Raw genomic sequence first — 22,308 nt, forward strand, 5'->3', positions numbered from 1 at the left:
CGGTAGCGGTGTGACGGACCGGAAGCCTACTCCGCCAGCAATCGCTCCGCCATCGCGCGGACTTCGGCGCCCATGTCTTCGCGTTCGAGCGCCAGGGCCAGTGTCGCCTCGACGAAGCCGGTCTTGCTGCCGCAGTCGAAGCGGCGGCCGGCGAAGGTGGCGGCGTGGAAGGGCTGGTTGCCGATCATTTTCGCCATGGCGTCGGTCAGCTGGATTTCCCCGCCCGCGCCCTTGCCCTGGTCCTTGAGCACGCCCATCACCTCGGGCTGGAGGATGTAGCGGCCTGAGATGATCTTGTTCGACGGCGCCTCGTCGACCGGGGGTTTTTCGACCAGCCCGGTCACCTCGGTCAGCGTCTCGGACAGCTGGGCGCCCGGCGCGATCACGCCATAGCTCGACACTTCGTCATGCGGCACTTCGAGCACCGAAATCAGATTGCCGCCCACCTCTTCATAGGCTTCGACCATCTGCTTCATGCAGCCGGTGCCGCCGCCCCTGGCCGCGACCATCAGCTCGTCGGGCAGGAGGATGGCGAAGGGATCGTCGCCGACGATCGCGCGCGCGCACCAGATCGCATGGCCCAGCCCCAGCGGCACCTGCTGGCGCACGGTGATGATATCGCCCGGCGTGGCGCGGGTGGGCTCGAGCACCGAGAGGTCCTTGCCGCGCTCCGCCATGGTGGTTTCGAGTTCGAAGGCGACGTCGAAGTGCTCGACGATCGCGGTCTTGCCGCGGCCGGTGACGAAGATGATCTGCTCGATCCCCGCCTCGCGCGCCTCGTCCACCGCATACTGGATCAGCGGACGGTCGACGATCGGCAGCAATTCCTTGGGGATGGCCTTGGTCGCGGGGAGAAAGCGGGTTCCGAGACCGGCGACGGGAAACACCGCCTTCTTGATCGGTTTACGGGCTGACATCTCTGTTCCTCCTGCCTGTTTGCGCGGTCGTTTTCGCGCGAGGGGGCGCACGGGATCGGTCGACGATACATCCGCTGGTGCGGCGCTGCGATGCTATCGTGACGCTTGCCAGCATGACGCGCGAGGGTAAAGCACGGTTCCATGGACAAATTGATCATTCGCGGCGGTAACCGCCTGTCGGGGACCATCCCCATTTCGGGCGCCAAGAACGCCGCGCTCACGCTGATACCCTGCGCGTTGCTGACCGAAGAGGCGCTGACCTTGCGCAATCTCCCGCGGCTCGCCGATATCGACGGCTTCCAGCACCTGATGACGCAATTCGGCGTCAGCCATACGATCCCCGGCAAGCGGCCCGAGGAGTTCGGGCGCAATGTCACGCTCGAAGCGATGCGGATCACCAGTTCGGTCGCACCCTACGATCTGGTGCGCAAGATGCGCGCCTCGATCCTCGTGCTCGGTCCGCTGCTGGCGCGTACGGGCGAGGCGACCGTGTCGCTGCCGGGCGGCTGCGCGATCGGCAACCGCCCGATCGATCTGCATCTCAAGGTGCTCGAAGCCTTCGGCGCGCATATCGAGCTGGCGCAGGGCTATGTAAAAGCCATCGCGCCCGACGGCGGGCTGCCCGGCGGCGAATTCGACTTTCCCGTCGTCTCGGTCGGGGCGACCGAAAATGCGCTGATGGCCGCGGTGCTGTGCAAGGGCACCAGCCGGCTGGTCAACGCCGCGCGCGAGCCCGAAATCGTCGATCTGTGCAACCTGCTCACCGCGATGGGCGCCGAGATCGAAGGGGTCGGCACGTCCGAATTGACGATCCACGGCGTCAACAAGCTGCATGGCGCGACCTATCGCGTGATGCCCGACCGGATCGAGGCGGGCTCCTATGCCTGCGCGGCGGCGATCACCGGCGGCGAGGTGCGGCTCGAAGGCGCCGATGCGGGCGACATGGGCTCGACGCTGCACGCGCTGCGCAACATCGGGGTCGAGATCGAAAGCGACAAGCACGGCATCAACGTGGCCGCCAATGGGCCGCTCAATGCGCATAATCTCACCACCGCGCCCTTCCCGGGGCTGGCCACCGACATGCAGGCGCAGCTGATGAGCCTGCTGACCCGCGCCGAGGGCACCAGCGTGCTCAAGGAAACGATCTTCGAGAACCGCTTCATGCATGTGCCCGAACTGGCGCGGATGGGTGCGGATATCGAGACCGAAGGGCGCACCGCGATCGTGCGCGGTCCGGTGGACCTCACCGGCGCGGAAGTGATGGCGACCGATCTGCGCGCCTCGATGAGCCTGGTGATCGCGGGGCTTGCCGCTGCAGGTGAGACCACCGTACGCCGTCTCTACCACCTCGACCGCGGGTATGAGCGGCTGGAAGAAAAGCTCCAGCTGGTCGGCGCAGATGTCGAACGGGTGGGCGACGAATGAGCGCTGGCTGACGGACCTTTCCGGCGATCCACGCGTTGGGTCGCCAAGGAAGGAGTTCTCACATGTTACTCAAGCTCTTGGCGCTCGGCGGTATTGGATATGCCGGCTATCGCTATCTCGAAAAGAACAAGTCCAAGGCGGCATTTGCCGACAACCAGGGCGATGCATCGATCCGCGACGCAGGTCCCGAATCGATGCGCGACAAGCCCGACGGAACCTGGACCAAGGCGGACGAGGAAAGCGACGAAAGCTTTCCCGCTAGCGATCCGCCAGCCAATTACTGATCAGGCGGTTTGAACTGCCGAAGGGGCGGTTGGCGCAAGCCAGCCGCCCTTTTCATATGTGACCAGCCAGATGCGAATCGCACCCGCCAGTCCCGGCGGGGTTTCGGCGCGGATTCGTTCGGCGTCGATCTGCGCGACCAGCGCGTTGATCGACTGGTTGCGCATCCGCGCCGCGGTGGTGAGCTTGTCCCAGAACAGCGGTTCGAGGCTGATCGAGGTGCGGTGGCCGTCGATGCGGACCGAGTATTTCTTGGGGGGATGGTAAGGGGGCATTTCCATAGGCCGCGCGCCCTACAACGCCCGGGCCGGGGCCGATACGATTTTTTTGGGGTGTGCGGTGAACCGTGCCGGGCTTAGGTTTCGGGCATGGCTGACGGCTATGACGCGCTTACCGAAAAGGAGAAGGAAACGCTGCGCCTGATGGCGCGGGGCCACGATGCCAAGTCGGCCGCGAGCGCGCTATCGCTCTCGGTCCACACGATCAACGAGCGGCTGCGCGCAGCGCGGCGGAAGCTGGTAGTAACCAGCAGCCGCGAGGCGGCCCGGCTGGTGCTCGACCGCGAATGCGGGACCTACGAAAATCCTGCATCCAAGGATTTGGGGGAAGACCCGCGAGCCGGTTCGGATGATCAATCGGGCAGCAGGTGCAACCGTGCCTGGCTAATCGGAGGAATCCTCATGTCCGTACTGACCGTCGCAGCGCTGCTGCTCCTCACGCCCCTCGCCTCCGATGGCGCGGGCTCTCCCGATGCCGAAACCGCGGCGCGCGACGCGGCGCTGGAGGCTGCCGCGCGCAATTGGCTGGCGCTTGGCGATGCCGGAGACTGGCAGGCGGGCTACGATACGGCCGGCGACAGTTTCCGCTCGGCCAACAGCGTTGCGCGATGGGCCGCGGCGTCGGAACAGGCCCGGGTTCCGCTGGGCGCCGTCGTCGCGCGTAATCTGGCGACGATCCGCTACCTCAACGCGCCGCCGCATGGCTATCGGGAAGTCACCTTCCATACGCGCTTCGCCAAAAAATCCGACGCGGTGGAGACGGTCACGCTCGTGAAGGAAGACGGCCAATGGAAGGTCGTCGGGATCCTGATCGACTGAATCGACCGGGCACGGGGCGCACCGGCGGCCCAGTGCCCATCAATACATATGCTGGCCGCCGTTGATGCTCATCGTCGAGCCGGTCACGAACTCGGCATGTTCGGAGCACAGGAAGCTGACCCCGCGGGCGATTTCGCTGGCCTTGCCAAGACGCCCTACGGGAATCTTGGCGACGATCTTCTCGAGCACCGGTTCGGGAACGGCGGCGACCATGTCGGTGTCGATATAGCCCGGGGCGATTGCGTTGACGGTGATCCCGAAGCGCGCGCCTTCCTGCGCCAGCGCCTTGGTGAAGCCGTGGATGCCGCTCTTGGCGGCGGCGTAATTGACCTGGCCATATTGCCCGGCCTGGCCATTGATCGACCCGATGTTGACGATGCGGCCCCAGCCGCGTTCCTTCATTCCGGCGAAGGTGGCCTTGGCGGTGTTGAAACAGCCGCCCAGATTGGTGCGCATGACTGCGTCCCAATCGGCGTAGCTCATCTTGAGCAGCGTGCCGTCGCGGGTGATCCCGGCATTGTTGACCACCACGTCGATCGGGCCATGCTGCGCCGCAATGCTTGCGCAGGCCGCTTCGACCGCCTCGGGATCGCCGACATCGAACTTGCTTGTCGGGATGCCGGTTTCTTCGGTGAAGCGCTGGGCGGCTTCGTCATTGCCCGCGTAATTGGCGATGACGGTAAACCCCCGCTCGTCGCGCAGGCGTTCGCAGACTGCGCGGCCGATCCCGCGCGTGCCCCCGGTTACAATAGCCACCCGTGACATAGTCGATTCTCCCCAGCATTCCCTAGCGTTGCCGCGAGCCTAGGCCAGCGACAGGGCGCGCGCAAAGCCTCAACGCCCAAGCGGCGCTGCGGTGCAATCGTATTTTCGGGTGGGGCTTGCTTAGAAGCTGACGCGCGTGCCGACGTAGACGGCCTGATCGTCCTCGAGCCCGTCGGTCAGCGGGGCGAGCCGGTTGTTATCTTTCGACAGGCGGACACCGGCGGTCACGTTGACGTTGCCGACCACGCGATAGGAAGTGCTGAGGTCGACGCTCTGGTTGCCCGAGCCTTCGAGCGTACGCGGCGAGCGACCGGCCTTGTCTTCCTTCTCGAGCGCGAGGCGCGAATCGAAGCGGCCCGGCTTGGCGGGCTTGTCGCCCTTGTCGAGGGCGAAGCTGGCGAGGTCGGGCATGCCCATGTCGCGCAGGCCGACCGAGACGGCCGCCGGTTTGGCGGGCTGGGCAAAGCTTTGGTAGCCGCGCGCCACACCCAGATTGTAGCTCGTCTGGCTGATCGCCAGCACGCGTTCGCGGCCGTCGGCAGTGCCGGCCGAATCGATCGCGCTGCGGACCGAGATCGCGCGGGCCATGGCATCGTCGACGCGGACCGCCACGGTCACGGTGCGGTCCTTGGTCAGCACTGGTTTGTTCGCCGGAGTGAACCGCAGGCCGTCTTCACCCATTACGGCGGCGACGCGCGCAGCGAGCTGCGGATCGACCTTGGCCGGGGTAAAGCGCAAATAGGATACGGTTTCGGGAAGCTCCGCTGCCGCACTGGACTGCACCACGGCAAGACCGGCGGCGGGTATCGTCAGCGACAGACCGGCAACAGCCAGCGCCGCGGGTACGAACCGCGCCTTGCCCTGACTTTTCACCGAACGTGCCATCGCGAACGAGCTTCCCTTGTTTCTCGGGACTAAAGGCAGAACCGCCCTGAACGGTTCCTGACTTTTTCACCCTGGCGGGGCGAGTCCCTTGTTTGTCAAAGCCAAGGTAGCACTCGCGCACCCGATGGCCAGCTTTTCCACAGGGGGGACGTGCAATTGGCGAAAAGTGTTGCGCAGTATCCACAAGCACTTGGCTGCCGGTGAGTAGACCGCGCGCATGGATTAAGCCCGCATTCACGCGTGGAAGGCTGTTTGGGCCGCCGACGGCCTATGCCTTGCTCCCAAGCGTGCAGGCTTTATAGAGCCAAGCAATCTGCAGGATACCAAGGATCGACATGAGCGCTTTCGCAACCATCCGCCGCCCCGCAACCATCGCCGTAGCGACCGCCGCCTCGCTGGGCCTCGCGGCATGCGGTGGCGGTCGTGAGCGGCCGCAGGCGGACGTTGCCGCGGCGCAGGTCACCACCATCGGGGTCAATTCCTACCTCTGGCGCGCTTCGCTCGACGCAGTGAGCTTTGCCCCGCTGCTCCAGGCCGACAGCAATGGCGGGGTGATCGTGACCGACTGGTATGCCAATCCGAGCAATCCGGGCGAACGCGTCAAGATGACCGTTACCATCCTCGATTCGGACCTGCGCGCCGATGCGCTGCGCGTGGCCGCCAGCCGCCAGGTCAACCAGTCGGGCACTTGGGTCGACGCGCCGGTTCAGGCCGCGACCGTGCAGAAGCTGGAAGACATCATCCTGACCAAGGCGCGCGAACTGCGCCGCGAAGCGGTCAGCTGATCGCGGGGGCGCTGCCGGAAAGCGCCTTCCCATAGCCGGTAAAATCCGTAAACGCGGCTCGCATGAGCAGCGATACCCGTTTCGATCCCGCCAACGCCGACGCGCACTGGCAAAATGCGTGGGACCAGGCGCAGACCTTCCGCGCCGATAGCAATTCTCCCAAGCCCAAGAGCTACGTGCTCGAGATGTTTCCCTATCCCTCGGGGCGCATCCATATCGGGCATGTGCGCAATTACACGATGGGCGACGTGCTGGCGCGCTACAAGAAGGCTGTCGGGCACGAAGTGCTGCACCCGATGGGTTGGGACGCCTTCGGCATGCCCGCGGAAAACGCGGCGATGGAAAAGGGTGTCCACCCGGGCGGCTGGACGCGCGACAATATCGAACACATGAAGGCGCAGCTCAAACGTCTCGGCTTTGCGCTCGACTGGTCGCGGGAGCTGGCGACCTGCGAGCCCGATTATTACGGCCATGAGCAGGCGCTGTTCATCGATCTGTATGAGGCGGGCCTCGTCTATCGCAAGGAAAGCGAGGTCAATTGGGACCCGGTCGATATGACCGTGCTCGCCAATGAACAGGTGATCGACGGCAAAGGCTGGCGCAGCGGGGCCGAGGTCGAGAAGCGCAAGCTGAACCAGTGGTTCCTCAAGATCACCGATTTCGCCGAGGAACTGCTCGACGGGCTGGGCAAGCTCGAGAACTGGCCCGAAAAGGTCCGGCTGATGCAGGAAAACTGGATCGGTAAGTCCACCGGGCTCGAATTCAGCTTCGACCTCTCGAACGGCGAGACGCTGCCGGTCTATACGACCCGCCCGGACACCATCTTCGGCGCGAGTTTCGTCGCGGTCGCACCGGATCATCCCGTCGCGCAAGCCGTGGCGGCACAGAACTGCGATGCGGCCAAGTTCATCGATTTGTGCAAGCGGGGCGGCACGACCGCGGCAGAGCTGGAAACGGCAGAGAAGCTCGGCTTCGACACCGGGATCGGGGCGAAGCACCCTTTCACGCAGCAGCACCTGCCCGTCTACATCGCGAACTTCGTCCTGATGGACTACGGCACCGGTGCGATCATGGCGGTGCCGGGCCACGACCAGCGTGACTTCGAATTCGCGACCAAATATGGCCTGCCGATCCCCCGCGTCGTCGCACCGAGCGTCGATCAGGCCCGCAAGCCCTTCGAGGGAGAGGCCGAAGCGGGTGAAGGTGTGCTGGTCAACTCCGATTTCCTCGACGGGATGGAAGTCGAGGATGCCAAGCGCGAAATCATCGACCGGATCGAGGCGCAGAGCCGCGGCGAGGGAAAGACCGTCTGGCGGCTGCGCGACTGGGGCGTATCGCGCCAGCGGTACTGGGGCACGCCGATCCCTTTCATCCATTGCGAGACCTGCGGCGTGGTCCCTGCGCCCAAGGCGAGCCTGCCGATCACGCTGCCCGAGGATGTCGATTTCCAGACGCCGGGCAATCCGCTGGTCCGTCACGCAACGTGGAAGCATGTTGAGTGCCCCAAATGCGGCGGCAAGGCGGAACGCGAAACCGACACGCTCGACACTTTCGTCGACAGCTCGTGGTATTTCCTGCGTTTCGCCAGCCAGCCCGCGGACAAGCCGTTCGACAAGGACGAGATCGCCAAATGGCTCCCGGTCGAACAGTATATCGGCGGGATCGAACATGCGATCCTGCACCTGCTCTACGCCCGCTTCTGGACTCGCGCGCTGGCACATATGGGCCAGATCGAGGTGACCGAACCCTTCGCCTCGCTGTTCACGCAGGGCATGGTCACGCACGAGACCTACAGCCGCCAGAACGGGGGCAAGACGGTCTATTACGCCCCCGACGAAATCAGCCGCGAGGCCGAACGCGCGCTGCTGAAAGACGATGGTGGCGCGGTCGAGATCGGCCGGGTGATCAAGATGTCGAAGTCGAAGAAGAACGTCGTCGACCCCGATACGATCATCGACACCTATGGCGCCGACGCGGTGCGCTGGTTCATGCTGTCCGACAGCCCGCCCGAACGCGACCTGCCGTGGTCCGAGGCGGGGATCGAGGGTTGCTCGCGATTCGTGCACCGTCTGTGGCGCCTGTTTTCGGCATTCGACGAGACCGCTCAGGGCGAAGATAAAGCGCTGGATCGCAAGACCCACCAGACCGTCGCGGCAGTTGCCGAAGACATCGAGTCTCTGGGCTTCAACAAGGCCGTTGCTCGAATCTACGAACTGACAGGGGTGATCGAGAAGGCCGCTCCTTCCTTCAGTCGCTCGGTAGCTATCCGGACACTGATGCAAATCGTCGCGCCAATGATGCCCCATCTTGCTGAAGAGGCCTGGGCATCGGTTGGAGAGGGGTTCCTGATTGCGGACGCCGGCTGGCCCAAGGTCGATCCTGCGCTGCTGGTCGAGGACGAGGTCACCATCGCCGTGCAGCACAAGGGCAAATTGCGCGATACGCTGACCGCGCCCAAGGGGGCCTCCAAGGACGTTCTCGAGGCGATGGCGCTGGCGTCGGAGAAGGTGCAGCGCTCGCTCGACGGGGCACAGGTGCGCAAGATCATTGTCGTGCCCGACAGATTGGTGAATATCGTCACCTGATGCGCATTCTTTTCGCCTGTCTCGCCCTGTGCACACTCTCCGCCTGCGGCCTGTCGCCCATGTATGCGGGCGGCGGCAGCGGCGCGATGGCGCAATCGCTGGCGGCCATCGAGGTGGCCCCGATCGAAGGGCGCGCCGGCTGGCTGGTGCGGAGCGCGCTTGAGGAACGGTTTGGCGCAGCAGGCACGGTCAGCCCGCAATACCGGATCGATGTCCGGCTCGACGATCAGCTCGAAGGGCTCGCGGTGCTGCGCGACGATACGATCAGCCGCGAACGGCGGACGTTGCGCGCGCGCTATCAGCTGGTCGACCTCGCCACTGGCGAAATCCTGCTCGACGCGACCGATGGCTCGGATGCCGGGATCGACGTGGTGTCGAGCGAATATGCGGTCATCGCCGCCGAACAGACCGCGCTCGAAAACCTGTCGCAGGACCTTGCCCAGCGGATCGTCACACGCGTCTCGCTGGCGCTGCGCCAGACCCGGTGAAGCTCACCAATCGCGATTTCGCGACCAAGGGGCGCGGGGCGGCGCAGGGCTGCTCGATCTTCTTCTTCTGCGGCCAGGACGAAGCGGGCGCGACTGCGGCGGCGAACGAACTGGTCAGCTGGCTCCCCGAACCCGGCGAGCGTGTCGAACTGTCAGGCGCGGAACTGCGCGGCGACCCCGCCCGGCTGGGCGATGAGGCACGCACCACGTCGCTGTTCGGCGATCAGCGGCACATCTGGGTCCGCGCGAATGGCGAAGAGGCGCTCGAAGCGCTCAAGGTGCTGGTCGAAACCGGCGATGGCGGCGCGGGCGCTGCCTGTCCGATCGTGGTTGTCGCGACCTCGGCCACCGACAAGTCGCGTAGCGCCAAGCTGCTGGAAAAGCGCAAGGATGCGCTGGTGGCGATGTTCTACCCGCCCGATCTCCAGTCGGTTACCCGCAGTGTGCGCGCGCTGGCCGATGGGGCGGGCGTGCGGCTGGGCGGCGATCTGGCCGAGCGGATTGCGCGCGCGGCCAATCTCGACGTGCGGCTGGCACGCAGCGAGATTGAGAAGCTGGCGCTTTATCTCGATGCCAGCGCGCAAAGCCCGCAAAGCGCCACCGCGGAGGATATCGACGCGATCGGCGCGGCGAGCGAGGACGATGGTTTCGTGCCGCTGGTCAATGCGGTGATGGGCGGCCAGGCACCCAAGGTCGCGGTAGAACTGGCGCGGATGAAATTGCTCGGGCTCAATCCGGTGGGCGTGTTGCTCGCCTTCGAGCGGCGCGCGGCGCAATTGGCGCGGATCGCCGCGGCGCTCGGTTCACGGTCCTTCGGCGATCTCGACCGCGGCGAGGAAGCGCGGCTGGGTATCTTCTTCAAGGAAAAGCGCGACATCGGGCAACAGCTCGCGCTGTGGCGGCACGGCGACAAGCTCGACCGGCTGACGCAGCGCCTCGTCGGACTCCACCGCGAATTGCTGACCAACAGCCAGGCCGCCGAATTGCTGCTGGCACAGGGCCTTGCCGATATTGCGCGGGTGGCCGGCGCGCGGGGGCGCTAGCTGCGCCTCAGCTTTCGGGGACCGAGAAGGTCCCGGTGACCCGGCCGCCCGACTGGCCTTCGCCCGTAACCGAGGACGATCCGCTGGCGCGCCCGTCGACGCTCGACACGCCCGAGGCGAGATCGATCACCAGCCGTCCGCCATTGAGCGTATCGCCCCCGCGGTTGAGCCGGACATTGCCCGCCATGGTGATGATCCGGCGGTTGAAATCATAGACCGCCGTATCGCCGCGCGCGCGCTCGTTACCGCGGGTTACATTGACTCCGCCGGTGGCCATGATGCGCTGGATCTTGAGGCTGCCGGCATCCGAATAGCTCACGATGGTCCGCGCCGCATTGAGGTTAAGCCCGGCCTGGGTGATCGCGACATTGCCCGACAGCACGACGCGGTTTTCGCGGTCCTGCAGCTCGATCCGGTCGGCGGCATAGGACACGGGCGCATCCGAATTGTGTCCCGCGATCGACTGGGCGGAGAGCTGCATTCCGGCAAAGGCGAGCGCCGTGACCGCGAATGAACCGATGCCCCAGCGGGCGATGGTGGGGAGCAGGGGCTTCATTACGGCATCCTCAGCTTTCCGGGCTCCATGCGCAGCCGCGCATTGCCCGACAGGGTTATGGTGCGCGCCGACAGATCGGCGGTCAAACGGTCGGCGCTGAAGGTCCCGGCGGGGATTTCCCCGTCGACGCCCCCCGCACCGACCAGCAGCTTGTTGGCCAGGTCGACCGAGACGCCGCGCGCCAACATGCGATAGCCATCGGCGGCCTGCATGCGCATCGGTCCGGTGATCGAGACCACTTCCTCGTCGATGTCATATTGCCCCGCTTCGGCACTCAGCCGCGCAGGACCATCGTCGAGCAGCAGCCGCGCGACCAGATCGTCCATCCGTACGAGGCCTTCGGCGCTCGAACGCTGGACCGCCTCGCCCGCGGTCAGCGAGAACGGGCGGTTCTGGTTGTCGGCCCCGCGATAGAGCGCATTGTCGACGCGCAGCCGTTCCGAAATGATCGCCACCTTGTTGCGGTCGAGCAGGAAGCTGACCTCGCCGCGCGGCGAGAGCGGGGTAATCACCATCAGGGCCGCCAGCACGCCGACCGCCATCGGCAGCGCGCGCGCAAGGAAAGCGACGAGGCGATCGTGCGCCCCGCCGGGCTCCGCCCAGTGCTGGCGCTCGTGGCGCCGCTCCTGGGCTTCTGCCGTTTCGATCCTGCGTTGCCGGAATGCCATGCGTGTCGCCTGCCCGCGTGCTCCTTACATGTGGCTGAAGATATCGTGCTCGGCCCAGCCCGCCACATCGAGCCGCGCGCGGGTGGGAAGGAAGTCGAAGCAGGCCTGCGCCAGTTCGGTACGACCTTCGCGCGCCAGCCGGCGATCGAGCTCGTCCTTCATGCGGTGGAGGTAGCGCACGTCGCTCGCGGCGTATTCGCGCTGCGCGTCGTTGAGATCGGGGCCGCCCCAGTCGCTCGACTGCTGGGCCTTGGAAATGCTTTCGCCGAGCAGTTCCTCGACCAGCATCTTGAGCCCGTGGCGGTCGGTATAGGTGCGCACCAGCTTGCTGGCGATCTTGGTGCAATAGCAGGGCGTCGCTTCCACCCCGAGGTAATATTCGATCGCGGCGAGGTCGAAGCGCGCGAAATGGAACAGCTTGAGCCGCGCCGGATCGGCCAGCACCGCCTTGAGATTGGGCGCGTCGTAATCGCTGTCGGGCGCAAAGCGCACGAGATGCTCGTCGCCCTTGCCGTCGCTGATCTGGACGACGCACAACCGGTCGCGGATCGTGACGAGACCCATGGTTTCGGTATCGACGGCCACGGGGCCATCGGCGAGGACGCCTGCGGGGAGGTCTTCTTCGTGGAAATGCACTGCCATGCGCGCGGCCTTAGGCCGATTGGGGATTGGTGGGAAGGGGTGCTGGCGAGGCGCGCCCGGGCGGCCTAGTCCTGTCCGCATGGCGACCGACACGATCCCCGAAAGCTGGCAGGCCGCGCTGGGCCCCGTGCTGGCGACCCCGCAGGCGCGGCAGCTGGGCGGCTTCCTCGTGGAGGAAGAGCGCGCGGGCAAGCCGATCTACCCCCCGCGCGGATGCCGCCTGGCCGCGCTGGAGCTGACCCCGCTCGACGCGGTCAAGGTCGTGATCCTCGGGCAGGATCCCTATCACGGGCCGGGGCAGGCGATGGGCCTGTGTTTCGCGGTGCCGGAAGGGGTGAAGGTCCCGCCGAGTCTCGTGAATATCTACAAGGAACTGGAGAGCGACCTCGGCATCGCCCGGCCCGCGCATGGCGATCTGAGCAAATGGGCGCGGCAGGGGGTGTTGCTGCTCAACAACACGCTGACGGTCGAAGGCGGCAAGGCGGGCAGCCATGCGCGGCGCGGCTGGGACGCGATCACCGATGCCTGCGTGGCGGCGGTGGCGGCGCGCGAGGAGCCCGCAGTGTTCATCCTGTGGGGCAGCCATGCGCAGGCCAAGGCGCAGCGTATCGCCGGGCTGAGGGACGCACGGCACTGCGTGATCGAAAGCCCGCATCCGAGCCCGCTATCGGCGCATCGCGGCTTCTTCGGCTCGCGCCCGTTCAGCCGGACCAATGCATTCCTGATCGAACACGGCCGCACCCCGATCGACTGGGCCGTTTGACTTGCCATCGGCGTGAGGCTGTAGGAGACTTGCCCCGAGCGACTGGGGGACAATGGCGGTGAAGGCGATATTCAAGGCAGGCGCGGCGCTGGCAGTGCTGGGCATGGTGGTTCCGGCGCAGGCGCGCAATGGCGGCGATCATCATGCCGAAGCGGGCACCCCCGATGCAGAACAGGCCGAGGCGCTGGCGGAAGCGATGCGCGCGGCCGAGCTGTGGATCGAAGGCCAGCGGCAATATCGTAATATCCCCGCGGTCTCCGCCGCAGTGGCGCAGGGCGACCAGACCGTCTGGGCGCGCGGCTTCGGCACCACCGACCGTGCGCGCCAGGCACCCGCAAGTGCCGACACGATCTATTCGATCTGCTCGATTTCCAAACTGTTCACCGCAGTCGCGCTGATGCAGCAGTGGGAGCAGGGCAAGGTCGCGCTCGATACGCCGATCGCGCATTATCTGCCCTGGGCCACACTGGCGGACGACCCGCGTGACAGCGTGCCGGTGACCCTGCGCGGCGCGCTGACCCATTCTGCCGGGCTGCCGCGCGAATCGGATTTTCCCTATTGGACCGGGCCCGACTATCCCTTCCCCAGCCAGGCGCAGGTCCGCGCCAAGATCGGCTCGCAGGCGCCGCTCTATCCCGCTTCGACCACCTGGCAGTATTCGAACCTCGGCCTGACGCTGGTCGGTGAAACGGTCGAGGCGGTCAGCGGCGAACCCTTCGCCGATTATGTCACCGCACACATTCTCGAGCCGCTCGGCCTAGAGGATACGCGGCCCGGGCTGCCTGGCGCGCTTTACGGCGGGCAGCTGGCAGTCGGCTGGGGCGCGCTGACCGCACAGGGCACGCGCCCACAGATCGACCTGTTCGATCCGGCGGGGATCACGCCTGCCGCGGGGTTCAGCGCCAGCGTCGCCGATCTGGCGAAATTCGCCAGCTGGACCTTCCGCCTGGCGAAATCGGGCGAAGCCGAAGTGCTGCGCGCCTCGACGCTGCGCGAGATGCAGCGGGTCCACTATATTTCGCCCGATTGGGAAACCAGCTGGGGGCTTGGCTTCGCCGTGCGCCGGGAGGGCGACACGACGGTGGTTGGTCATGGCGGGTCCTGCCCCGGCTATCGCAGTTCCTTGATGATTGCGCCGAGCGAGGAGATGGCGGTTGCGGTCGCGATGAATGCGATGGATGATCCGGGCGCGCTTGCCTACGGGATCGTCGCACTGATCAAGGCACGGGGCGGGGCCACGCCGTTTGCCGAGGTCGAGGGCGTCGATCTGGCCGAATATGCCGGGGTCTATGACGGGCAGCCCTGGGGTGCGGACTATATGCTCATTCCCTGGGCGGGCGGGCTGACCTGGCTTTCGGCCGATGCGGACGAACCGGGCAAGTCGATGTGGCGGCTGAAACCGCTGGGCGACGACCGGTTCCGCGTCGTCACCGACACAGGCGAAGAGCGCGACGAAGTCGTCTTCGAGCGGGACCGCGCGGGCAAGGTCCACGCGGTCCACCAGCATTCCAATTCCTCGCGCCGAATACGCGGGCTCTAGCTCAGAAGATCGAATAGCCGCCGTCGATGACCACCGAATCGCCGGTGTGGAAGCGGCTGGCATCACTCGCGAAATAGACCGCGATGCCCGCAAAGTCCTCGCCTTCGCCCCAGCGGCGCATCGGTACGCGGCCGATCGCTTTCTCGTTGAAGGCGTCCCATTTCTGCAGCCGCTCGGTCATGTCGGTGGCGATCCAGCCGGGCAGGACGGCATTGGCGCGGATACCGTAGCGCGCAAGTTCGACCGCGGTGCCGCGGACCATCGCCAGCACGCCCGCCTTGGTCGCGGCATAGGCCTGGTTCTGCGGCGCGCCGTGGATCGCCGAAACCGACGAGGTGACCAGCAGCGAACCACCCTTGTCCCCGCCTTCGGCGCGCGCGACCATATGCTTGCTCGCCTCGCGGAAGGTCCAGAACACCGCATCGAGATTGACCGCGGTGACCTTGCGCCATTGCTCGGTGGTCTGCTCGGTCAGCGGCGCGCTCCCGCCGACCCCGGCATTGGCGATGCAGCTATCGATCCGGCCAAGGCGTGACAGGCTGTCGGCCATCGCGTCGACCACCGCCTGTTCGTCGGACACATCGACCGCCAGCGCCTCGATCTGCGTGCCATGCACCTTCAGCCGTTCGAGCGCAGCGGCGTTCTTGTCCGCATTGCGCCCCCAGATCGCGACGTTGGCGCCCGCTGCCGCGAGCCCTTCGGCCATGCCCAGGCCGATCCCGCCATTGCCGCCGGTTATCACTGCCGCCTTGCCCGTCAGGTCGAAGGGTTTGAAAGCCATAGTCCTAATCTCCTCTCGCTCCACCTGCAGTGAAGGGCAGCGGGGGAAAGATTGCAAGATGCAACTCGTTCGTTAGGCTGCATGCATGACCGCCCTTATCCTGACCGAGATCTCCGACGGGATCGCCACCGTCACCCTGAACCGCCCGGAAGCGATGAATGCGCTGTCGAAGGCGCTGCGCCATCGGCTCTATGCGGTGATGACCGAACTCGATGCCGATGACGCCGTACGCACGGTGATCCTGACTGGCGCAGGCGAGCGGGCGTTCACCGCCGGGCTCGACCTCAAGGAATTGGGCGCGGAGGAAGGCGCATTGGGCGCAGCCAATGCCGAGGGGGCGGACGAAAACCCGGTCAAGGCAATCGAAAGCTGCCGCAAGCCGGTGATCGGCGCGATCAATGGCGTGGCGATTACCGGCGGGTTCGAAGTCGCGCTGGCCTGCGACGTGCTGATCGCCAGCACCAACGCGCGCTTTGCCGATACGCATGCGCGGGTCGGGATTGTGCCGGGCTGGGGGCTGTCACAGAAACTGTCGCGCATGATCGGGATCAGCCGCGCCAAGGAATTGAGCTTTACCGGTAATTTCCTCGATGCCGACACTGCAGAGCGTTGGGGGCTGGTCAACCGCGTGGTCGCGCCCGCAGACCTGCTGCCCGAAGCGCGGCGGATCGCCGCCGATATGGCGAGCATCGATCCCGCCTTTCTCGCCAGCTACAAGCGGCTGATCGATGAAGGCTATGCCGCGAACCTGCGCGAGGGGCTGGCTATCGAGCACCGGCTTTCGTCGGCGGCCAATAGTGCGGTCAGCCCTGCCGAGGTCGAAGCGCGCCGCGCAGCGGTACAGGCGCGCGGACGCACGCAGAATTAGCTCAGTGGGGCTGGTTTAGCGGGGCAGCTCGCTTGCGCCCATCAGCGCCTTGTCGACCGCGCGGGCGCATTGCCGGCCCTCGCGGATCGCCCAGACCACCAGGCTCTGCCCGCGCCGCATATCGCCGCAGGAGAACACATTGGCCTCGCTGGTGAGATACCATTCGGTATCCGCGGCGACATTGCCGCGCCCGTCGAGATCGACGCCTGCACGGTCGAGCAAGCCGCGCCGCTTGGGTCCGGTGAAGCCCATCGCGAGCAGGATGAGATCGGCCTTGAGCGTGAATTCACTGCCCGCGACTTCCTGCATGCGGCCGTCTTTCCATTCGACGCGAACGCATTCGAGGCCGGCGACATCGCCATTGTCCTCGACCACGCGCTTGGTCAGCACCGCCCAGTCGCGGTCGACGCCTTCTTCGTGGCTAGACGAGGTGCGCAGCTTGAGCGGCCAGTCGGGCCAGGTCAGCGCCTTGTCTTCCTTCTCCGGCGGCTTGGGCATGATCTCGAGCTGGGTCACGCTGGCGGCGTGCTGGCGGTTGCTGGTACCCACACAGTCGCTGCCGGTGTCGCCGCCGCCGATCACGATGACGTGCTTGCCCGTGGCGGTGAGTGAGCCGCGCGGCGCGGCGCGCACTTCGTCGTCGCCCGCATTGCGCTTGTTCTGCTGGCTGAGGAATTCCATCGCCAGCCGCACGCCGTTGAGCTCGCTGCCCGGAATGTCGAGCATGCGCGCTTCTTCGGCGCCGCCCGCCAGCACCACTGCGTCGAAATTTTCCTGCAGCGCCTGGAAGCTGACTTCGACCCCGACCTCGCTCGAGGTGCGGAACTGGACGCCCTCGGCCTCCATCTGCACCGCGCGGCGGTTGATGAGGTGCTTTTCCATTTTGAAGTCGGGAATGCCGTAGCGCAGCAAGCCGCCGATCCGGTCGCTCTTCTCGAACACGGTGACCGCATGGCCCGCGCGCGCGAGCTGCTGTGCGCAGGCAAGGCCCGCCGGACCGCTGCCGACCACCGCGACCGATTTCCCGCTGCGCCGCTCGGGCAGTTCGGGTTTGACCCAGCCTTCGTCGAAGCCGCGGTCGATGATCGCGCATTCGATGCTTTTGATCGCTACCGGCGAATCGACGATGTTGAGCGTGCAGGCCGCCTCGCACGGGGCGGGGCACACGCGGCCGGTGAACTCGGGGAAATTGTTGGTCGAATGCAGGACTTCGAGCGCGCTTTTCCAGTCGTCTTCATAGACGAGGTGGTTCCAGTCCGGGATCAGATTGTTCACCGGACAGCCGTTGTGACAATAGGGAATGCCGCAATTCATGCAGCGCGCGGCCTGCTGGCGCAGCTCCTCGTCCGTTAGCGGGAGCGTGAACTCCTTGTAGTTCGTCAGCCGCTCCTGCGGCTCGACATAAGTGCGCTCGAGCCGATCGTATTCGAGAAAGCCGGTTTCCTTGCCCATGACCCTTACTCCGCCGCTTCCATTGCGGCCTGTTCGCGTTCGTCTTCGAGTGCCTTGAGCGCGCGCCGGTAATCGCGCGGCATCACCTTGCGGAAATTGCCGAGTTCGTTCGTCCAGTCGTCGAGCAATGCCTTGGCCTTGGCCGAGCCGGTGTGCAGCAAGTGCCGCTCGACCAGGACCTTGAGCCGTTCGGCGTCATGGTAGAGCGGGTCGCCCATGCCGCAATTCTCGACCGAGACGGGGCGCTGCTGCGGGCTACCCCAGCTGCGTTCGGCACCCGCGCCATCGCCCGGCTGGACGTCGACCACATCGACCTGCGCCGGATTACACAGCGCTTCGAAGCTGCTGTCGGGATCGTAGACATAGGCGATCCCGCCGCTCATCCCGGCGGCGAAATTGCGGCCCGTGGGGCCGAGCACGCAGACGACCCCGCCGGTCATATATTCGCAGCCATGATCGCCCGTGCCTTCGACCACGGCGACCGCACCCGAATTGCGCACGGCGAAGCGTTCGCCCGCGACGCCTTCGAAATAGGCCTCGCCCGCGATCGCGCCATACAGCACGGTGTTGCCGACGATGATGTTTTCGCCCGGCGCCCGCGGCGCGTCTTCGGGCTGGCGGACGATGATCCGGCCGCCCGACAGGCCCTTGCCGACATAGTCATTGGCATCGCCGGTCAGGCTGATCGCGACGCCATGCGCAAGCCAGGCGCCGAAGCTCTGCCCGGCAACCCCGGTGAAATCGATCCTGATCGTGTCGGGCTGGAGCCCGGCATGGCCATACGCCTCGGCAATGCGGCCCGACAGCATGGCGCCGACGGTGCGGTTCACATTGCGGATTGTGCGCGTCAGCTGGACCGCCTGGCCACTTTCTATCGCGGGCTTGCAGGCCTCGAGCAGCTCGACGTCGAGCGCCGCGGCAAGCCCGTGATCCTGCTGCTCGGTGTGATGCAGCGCCTTGCCCTCAGGAGCAGGTACGGCGTGGAGGATGCGCTTGAGATCGACCCCATGCGCCTTCCAGTGGCGTTCAACCCGCCGCATGTCGACGCGATCGACGCGGCCGATCATTTCCTCGACCGTGCGGAAGCCCATTTCGGCCATCAGCACGCGCAATTCCTCGGCGACGAAGAAGAAGTAGTTGATGACGTGTTCGGGCGTGCCGGTGAACCGCTTGCGCAGTACCGGGTCCTGCGTGGCGACCCCGACCGGGCAGGTGTTGAGATGGCACTTGCGCATCATGATGCAGCCCGCCGCGATCAGCGGGGCGGTGGCAAAGCCGAACTCGTCCGCGCCGAGCAGCGCGCCGATCGCGACGTCGCGACCGGTGCGCAATCCGCCGTCGACCTGCACCGCGATACGGCTGCGCAAATCGTTGAGCAGCAGCGTCTGCTGCGTTTCGGCGAGGCCGATTTCCCACGGGCTGCCCGCATGGGTCAGGCTGGTCAGCGGGCTTGCACCCGTACCGCCGTCATAGCCCGAAATGGTGACATGGTCGGCCTTGGACTTCGACACGCCCGCCGCGACTGTGCCGACGCCGACTTCGGACACCAGCTTGACCGAAATGCGCGCCTTGGGCTGCACGTTCTTCAGATCGTGGATCAGCTGCGCGAGATCTTCGATTGAGTAGATATCGTGATGCGGCGGGGGCGAGATCAGGCCGACGCCGGGCGTCGCATGGCGCACCGCGCCGATCCGCTTGTCGACCTTGTGGCCGGGCAGCTGGCCGCCCTCGCCGGGCTTCGCGCCCTGCGCCATCTTGATCTGGATATCGTCCGAATTGACCAGATATTCGGTAGTGACGCCGAACCGGCCGCTGGCGACCTGCTTGATCCGGCTGCGCATCGAATCGCCATTGTCGAGCGGGCGGAAGCGTTCTGGCTCCTCGCCGCCTTCGCCGGTGTTCGAGCGACCGCCGAGCCGGTTCATCGCAATTGCGAGCGTCGAATGCGCCTCGTGGCTGATCGAGCCGAAGCTCATCGCGCCGGTGCTGAAGCGTTTGACGATCTCGACCGCCGGTTCGACTTCGTCGAGGCTCAGCGGCTGTTCGGCAGGCGTCAGTTCCATCAGCCCGCGGATGGTCAGCAGGCGTTCGCTCTGTTCGTTGATCGAACGCGCGAACTCCTCGTAATTCTTCACATCGTTACCGCGGACCGCGTGTTGCAATTGCGCGACCGATTGGGGGGTCCAGGCATGCGCTTCGCCGCGCAGGCGGTATTGGTAGATCCCGCCGGCATCGAGCATGCCCTTGTAGAGCGGGTTATCGCCATAAGCCTGCCCGTGACGCTGCACTGCCTCTGCGGCGACTTCGGCCAGACCGATGCCCTCGATGGTCGTCGCGGTGCCGGTGAAATAGGTATCGATGAAGGTGGAGTTGAGCCCGACCGCGTCGAAGATCTGCGCGCCGCAATAGGACTGGTAGGTCGAGATGCCCATCTTGGACATGACCTTGAGAATGCCCTTGCCGACTGCCTTGACGTAGTTCTGGCGGACGTCCGCCGGATCATGATCGGGGAACCGCCGCGCGCGCAAATCTTCCAGCGTCTCGAACGCGACATAGGGGTTGATCCCCTCGGCGCCGTAGCCTGCGAGCGCGCAGAAATGATGCACTTCGCGCGCTTCGCCGGTCTCGATCACGAGCCCGGTCTGCATCCGCAGCCCCTGGCGCACCAGCTGGTGATGCACTGCGGCGGTCGCCAGCAGCGCGGGCATGGGAATGCGGTCCGGGCCCTGGCCGCGATCGGACAGGATTAGGATGTTGGCATCGCCCAGCACCGCTTCGGTCGCCGCCCAGCACATTTCCTTGAGCGCCATGGCGAGGCCCTCGGCGCCGTTCGAGGCATCCCAGGTGATATCGATCGTGGCGGTGCGGAAGGCGCCGTCCAGCGCGGCTTCGACCGAACGGATCTTCGCCAGACCTTCATTGGTCAGGATCGGCTGGCTGACTTCGAGCCGCTTGTGCGTGCCCGCATCGCGGCCGAGCAGATTGGGCCGCGGGCCGATCATCGACAGCAGGCTCATCACCAATTCCTCGCGGATCGGGTCGATCGGCGGGTTGGTGACCTGTGCGAAGTTCTGCTTGAAATAATCGTAGAGCAGGCGGCTGCGGTCGGACAGCACGGCAATCGGCGTGTCGGTCCCCATCGAACCGATCGGGTCCTCGCCTCCCTGCGCCATCGGCTCGAGGAAGCGGCCGATATCTTCCTGCGTATAGCCGAAGGCCTGCTGGCGTTCGAGCAGGCTGGTGGTCGCAGTGGGGATCTCGCTCAGCTCGGGTTCGATCCGGTCGAGGTCCTTGAGCTTGTACTGCGCTGTCTCGAGCCATTTTTCATAAGGCGCGGCATTGGCCAGTTCGGTCTTGAGCTCCTCGTCCTCGACGATACGGCCCTGTTCGAGATCGATCAGCAACATGCGGCCCGGCTGGAGCCGCCATTTGCGTGTGATATCGGCATCGTCGAACGGCAACACGCCGCTTTCCGATGCGAGCACCACGAGATCGTCCTTGGTCGTGCACCAGCGCGCAGGGCGCAGGCCGTTGCGATCGAGGCAGGCGCCAATCTGCTTGCCATCGGTGAAGCAGACCGCGGCGGGACCGTCCCAGGGCTCCATCAGTGCGGCGTGATATTCGTAGAATGCGCGCCGGGCCGGATCCATCAGCGGATTCTTGGCCCAGGCCTCGGGCATGAGCATCATCATGGCATGCGCGAGCGAATAGCCGCCCGCGACCAGCAGTTCGAGCGCATTGTCGAGACAGGCCGTGTCCGACTGGCCGTGCGGGATCAGCGGCCACATCTTGTCGAGATCGGCGCCGAGCAGTTCGCTCTCCATCGTCCGGCGGCGCGCTTCCATCCAGTTCACATTGCCGCGAACCGTATTGATCTCGCCATTATGCGCCATGAAGCGATAGGGGTGCGCCAGCCGCCAGCTGGGGAAGGTATTGGTGCTGAACCGCTGGTGGACGAGGCCGAGCGCGGATACGCAATCGGGATCGCGCAGATCGTCGTAGAAACTGCCGACCTGGTTCGCCAGCAACAGGCCCTTGTAGACCACGGTGCGGCTGGAAAAGCTCGGGATATAGGCGGTCGATAGCCCGGGGATGCCGTGCTTCTGCTCGAGCGCGGCAAGCGGGTTGAGCGTCTGCTTGCGGATCACGACGAGCTTACGTTCGAACGCATCCTGGTCGGCGCAATCGGGGCCGCGTGCGATCACGCATTGGCGGATGACGGGCATCGAATCGACGACGGCCTTGCCGAGACCATCGAGCGTGGTCGGGACATCGCGCCAACCGACGACGCGCTGGCCTTCCTTCTCGGCGAACCGTTCGAGCTGGCGCTCGACGAATTCGCGCGCCTCGGTCGGCTGCGGAAGGAAGCACATGGCAACCGCATAATCACCCGCCTGCGGCAGGTCGTGGCCATGCTCGGCCGCCCATTTGCGTAACAGCGGGTCGGGCACCTGCAGCAGGATTCCCGCACCGTCGCCCAGCAGCGGATCGGCACCGACCGCACCGCGGTGGTCGAGATTGGCGAGGATCTCGAGTGCCTGCGTGACGATGGCATGGCTTTTCGCGCCCTTGATATGCGCGACCATGCCGACGCCGCAGGCATCGTGTTCGTTACGCGGATCGTAGAGACCCGTTACGGTTTGGGGCGGCGTGCGTCCCATCAGCGATGCGTCCTCCTTCGTGCCCGCCCAACCGGCCTCGCATGGGGTGCGGGGCAGCCGGGAGCATGGTCGAGCGGTGCCCATCACGGCACCAGCAAAATTGCG

Annotated in this window: 20 protein-coding genes; 10 read left to right on the forward strand and 10 right to left on the reverse strand. The window is 65.8% G+C overall.

The features are described 5' to 3' along the window. Positions 1 to 26: 26 nt before the first annotated feature. A complete protein-coding gene (locus N6L26_RS11555) occupies positions 27 to 917 on the reverse strand; it encodes a UTP--glucose-1-phosphate uridylyltransferase (protein ID WP_263605708.1) in 891 nt (296 codons plus the stop codon). Between the two features lie 141 nt (positions 918 to 1,058). Between N6L26_RS11555 and murA the strand changes: the two genes are divergently transcribed. Together murA and N6L26_RS11565 are read left to right on the forward strand one after the other, a co-directional pair. Next, entirely contained in the window at positions 1,059 to 2,342 is a 1,284-nt protein-coding gene (gene murA / locus N6L26_RS11560) for a UDP-N-acetylglucosamine 1-carboxyvinyltransferase (protein WP_263605709.1), read from the forward strand. A gap of 62 nt (positions 2,343 to 2,404) precedes the next feature. After that, a complete protein-coding gene (locus tag N6L26_RS11565) occupies positions 2,405 to 2,626 on the forward strand; it encodes a hypothetical protein (protein WP_263605710.1) in 222 nt (73 codons plus the stop codon). Here the strand turns inward: N6L26_RS11565 and N6L26_RS11570 are convergent, their stop codons facing one another. Continuing rightward, positions 2,627 to 2,905, reverse strand: coding sequence for a ribbon-helix-helix domain-containing protein (locus N6L26_RS11570; RefSeq protein ID WP_318173607.1), 279 nt, complete (start codon positions 2,903 to 2,905; stop codon positions 2,627 to 2,629). Between the two features lie 87 nt (positions 2,906 to 2,992). Between N6L26_RS11570 and N6L26_RS11575 the strand changes: the two genes are divergently transcribed. Continuing rightward, a complete protein-coding gene (locus N6L26_RS11575; RefSeq protein WP_263605711.1) occupies positions 2,993 to 3,721 on the forward strand; it encodes a helix-turn-helix domain-containing protein in 729 nt (242 codons plus the stop codon). A 39-nt stretch (positions 3,722 to 3,760) separates the two neighbouring features. Here the strand turns inward: N6L26_RS11575 and phbB are convergent, their stop codons facing one another. Further along, complete coding sequence (phbB, locus tag N6L26_RS11580) at positions 3,761 to 4,486, reverse strand: acetoacetyl-CoA reductase (RefSeq protein WP_263605712.1); 726 nt, start codon at positions 4,484 to 4,486, stop codon at positions 3,761 to 3,763. Between the two features lie 120 nt (positions 4,487 to 4,606). Beyond that, on the reverse strand, positions 4,607 to 5,371 hold the full coding sequence (locus N6L26_RS11585) for a hypothetical protein (RefSeq protein WP_263605713.1): 765 nt from the start codon (positions 5,369 to 5,371) through the stop codon (positions 4,607 to 4,609). Positions 5,372 to 5,706: 335 nt separating this feature from the next. On the opposite strand from N6L26_RS11585, the gene N6L26_RS11590 reads away from it, so the two are divergent. The 4 genes from N6L26_RS11590 to holA all read left to right on the forward strand — a co-directional run bounded on the left by N6L26_RS11590 (position 5,707) and on the right by holA (position 10,272). Then, the gene (locus N6L26_RS11590; protein WP_263605714.1) at positions 5,707 to 6,156 is read left to right on the forward strand and encodes a DUF3576 domain-containing protein; all 450 of its coding nucleotides are present in this window, start codon (positions 5,707 to 5,709) and stop codon (positions 6,154 to 6,156) included. A gap of 62 nt (positions 6,157 to 6,218) precedes the next feature. After that, complete coding sequence (gene leuS, locus N6L26_RS11595; RefSeq protein WP_263605715.1) at positions 6,219 to 8,741, forward strand: leucine--tRNA ligase; 2,523 nt, start codon at positions 6,219 to 6,221, stop codon at positions 8,739 to 8,741. Continuing rightward, positions 8,741 to 9,229 (forward strand): LPS assembly lipoprotein LptE, encoded by a 489-nt coding sequence (lptE, locus tag N6L26_RS11600; protein ID WP_263605716.1) that lies wholly within the window; start codon positions 8,741 to 8,743, stop codon positions 9,227 to 9,229. Before leuS ends, lptE begins: the two co-directional genes overlap by 1 nt. Then, a complete protein-coding gene (gene holA / locus N6L26_RS11605) occupies positions 9,226 to 10,272 on the forward strand; it encodes a DNA polymerase III subunit delta (protein WP_263605717.1) in 1,047 nt (348 codons plus the stop codon). The genes lptE and holA overlap by 4 nt, the downstream gene beginning before the upstream one ends. A 7-nt stretch (positions 10,273 to 10,279) precedes the next feature. Here the strand turns inward: holA and N6L26_RS11610 are convergent, their stop codons facing one another. The 3 genes from N6L26_RS11610 to N6L26_RS11620 are packed head-to-tail and all read right to left on the reverse strand — an operon-like array spanning position 10,280 to position 12,138. After that, complete coding sequence (locus N6L26_RS11610) at positions 10,280 to 10,828, reverse strand: LptA/OstA family protein (protein WP_263605718.1); 549 nt, start codon at positions 10,826 to 10,828, stop codon at positions 10,280 to 10,282. Continuing rightward, positions 10,828 to 11,496 carry an LPS export ABC transporter periplasmic protein LptC gene (locus N6L26_RS11615; protein WP_263605719.1) on the reverse strand — a complete coding sequence of 223 codons (669 nt, stop codon included), beginning with the start codon at positions 11,494 to 11,496 and terminating at the stop codon, positions 10,828 to 10,830. Before N6L26_RS11615 ends, N6L26_RS11610 begins: the two co-directional genes overlap by 1 nt. Before the next feature lie 24 nt (positions 11,497 to 11,520). Continuing rightward, positions 11,521 to 12,138 carry a ribonuclease D gene (locus N6L26_RS11620; protein WP_263605720.1) on the reverse strand — a complete coding sequence of 206 codons (618 nt, stop codon included), beginning with the start codon at positions 12,136 to 12,138 and terminating at the stop codon, positions 11,521 to 11,523. 79 nt (positions 12,139 to 12,217) lie between these two features. On the opposite strand from N6L26_RS11620, the gene ung reads away from it, so the two are divergent. Next, entirely contained in the window at positions 12,218 to 12,901 is a 684-nt protein-coding gene (gene ung / locus N6L26_RS11625; RefSeq protein ID WP_263605721.1) for a uracil-DNA glycosylase, read from the forward strand. Between the two features lie 58 nt (positions 12,902 to 12,959). Beyond that, a complete protein-coding gene (locus N6L26_RS11630; protein WP_263605722.1) occupies positions 12,960 to 14,441 on the forward strand; it encodes a serine hydrolase domain-containing protein in 1,482 nt (493 codons plus the stop codon). A 1-nt stretch (position 14,442) separates the two neighbouring features. On the opposite strand, the gene N6L26_RS11635 is transcribed toward N6L26_RS11630, so the two are convergent. Next, positions 14,443 to 15,222 carry an SDR family NAD(P)-dependent oxidoreductase gene (locus N6L26_RS11635; protein ID WP_263605723.1) on the reverse strand — a complete coding sequence of 260 codons (780 nt, stop codon included), beginning with the start codon at positions 15,220 to 15,222 and terminating at the stop codon, positions 14,443 to 14,445. An 85-nt stretch (positions 15,223 to 15,307) separates the two neighbouring features. Here N6L26_RS11635 and N6L26_RS11640 point away from each other — a divergent pair, with 85 nt between their 5' ends. Next, positions 15,308 to 16,090, forward strand: a complete 783-nt coding sequence (locus tag N6L26_RS11640; protein WP_263605724.1) for an enoyl-CoA hydratase — start codon at positions 15,308 to 15,310, stop codon at positions 16,088 to 16,090. A gap of 15 nt (positions 16,091 to 16,105) precedes the next feature. Here N6L26_RS11640 and N6L26_RS11645 read toward each other — a convergent pair whose 3' ends face one another. After that, the gene (locus N6L26_RS11645; protein ID WP_263605725.1) at positions 16,106 to 17,542 is read right to left on the reverse strand and encodes a glutamate synthase subunit beta; all 1,437 of its coding nucleotides are present in this window, start codon (positions 17,540 to 17,542) and stop codon (positions 16,106 to 16,108) included. Positions 17,543 to 17,547: 5 nt separating this feature from the next. Next, positions 17,548 to 22,203, reverse strand: coding sequence for a glutamate synthase large subunit (gene gltB / locus N6L26_RS11650; RefSeq protein WP_263605726.1), 4,656 nt, complete (start codon positions 22,201 to 22,203; stop codon positions 17,548 to 17,550). Positions 22,204 to 22,308: the final 105 nt, after the last annotated feature.

Source organism: Qipengyuania sp. SS22 (genome assembly GCF_025736935.1).
In the GTDB taxonomy this organism is placed as follows: domain Bacteria; phylum Pseudomonadota; class Alphaproteobacteria; order Sphingomonadales; family Sphingomonadaceae; genus Qipengyuania.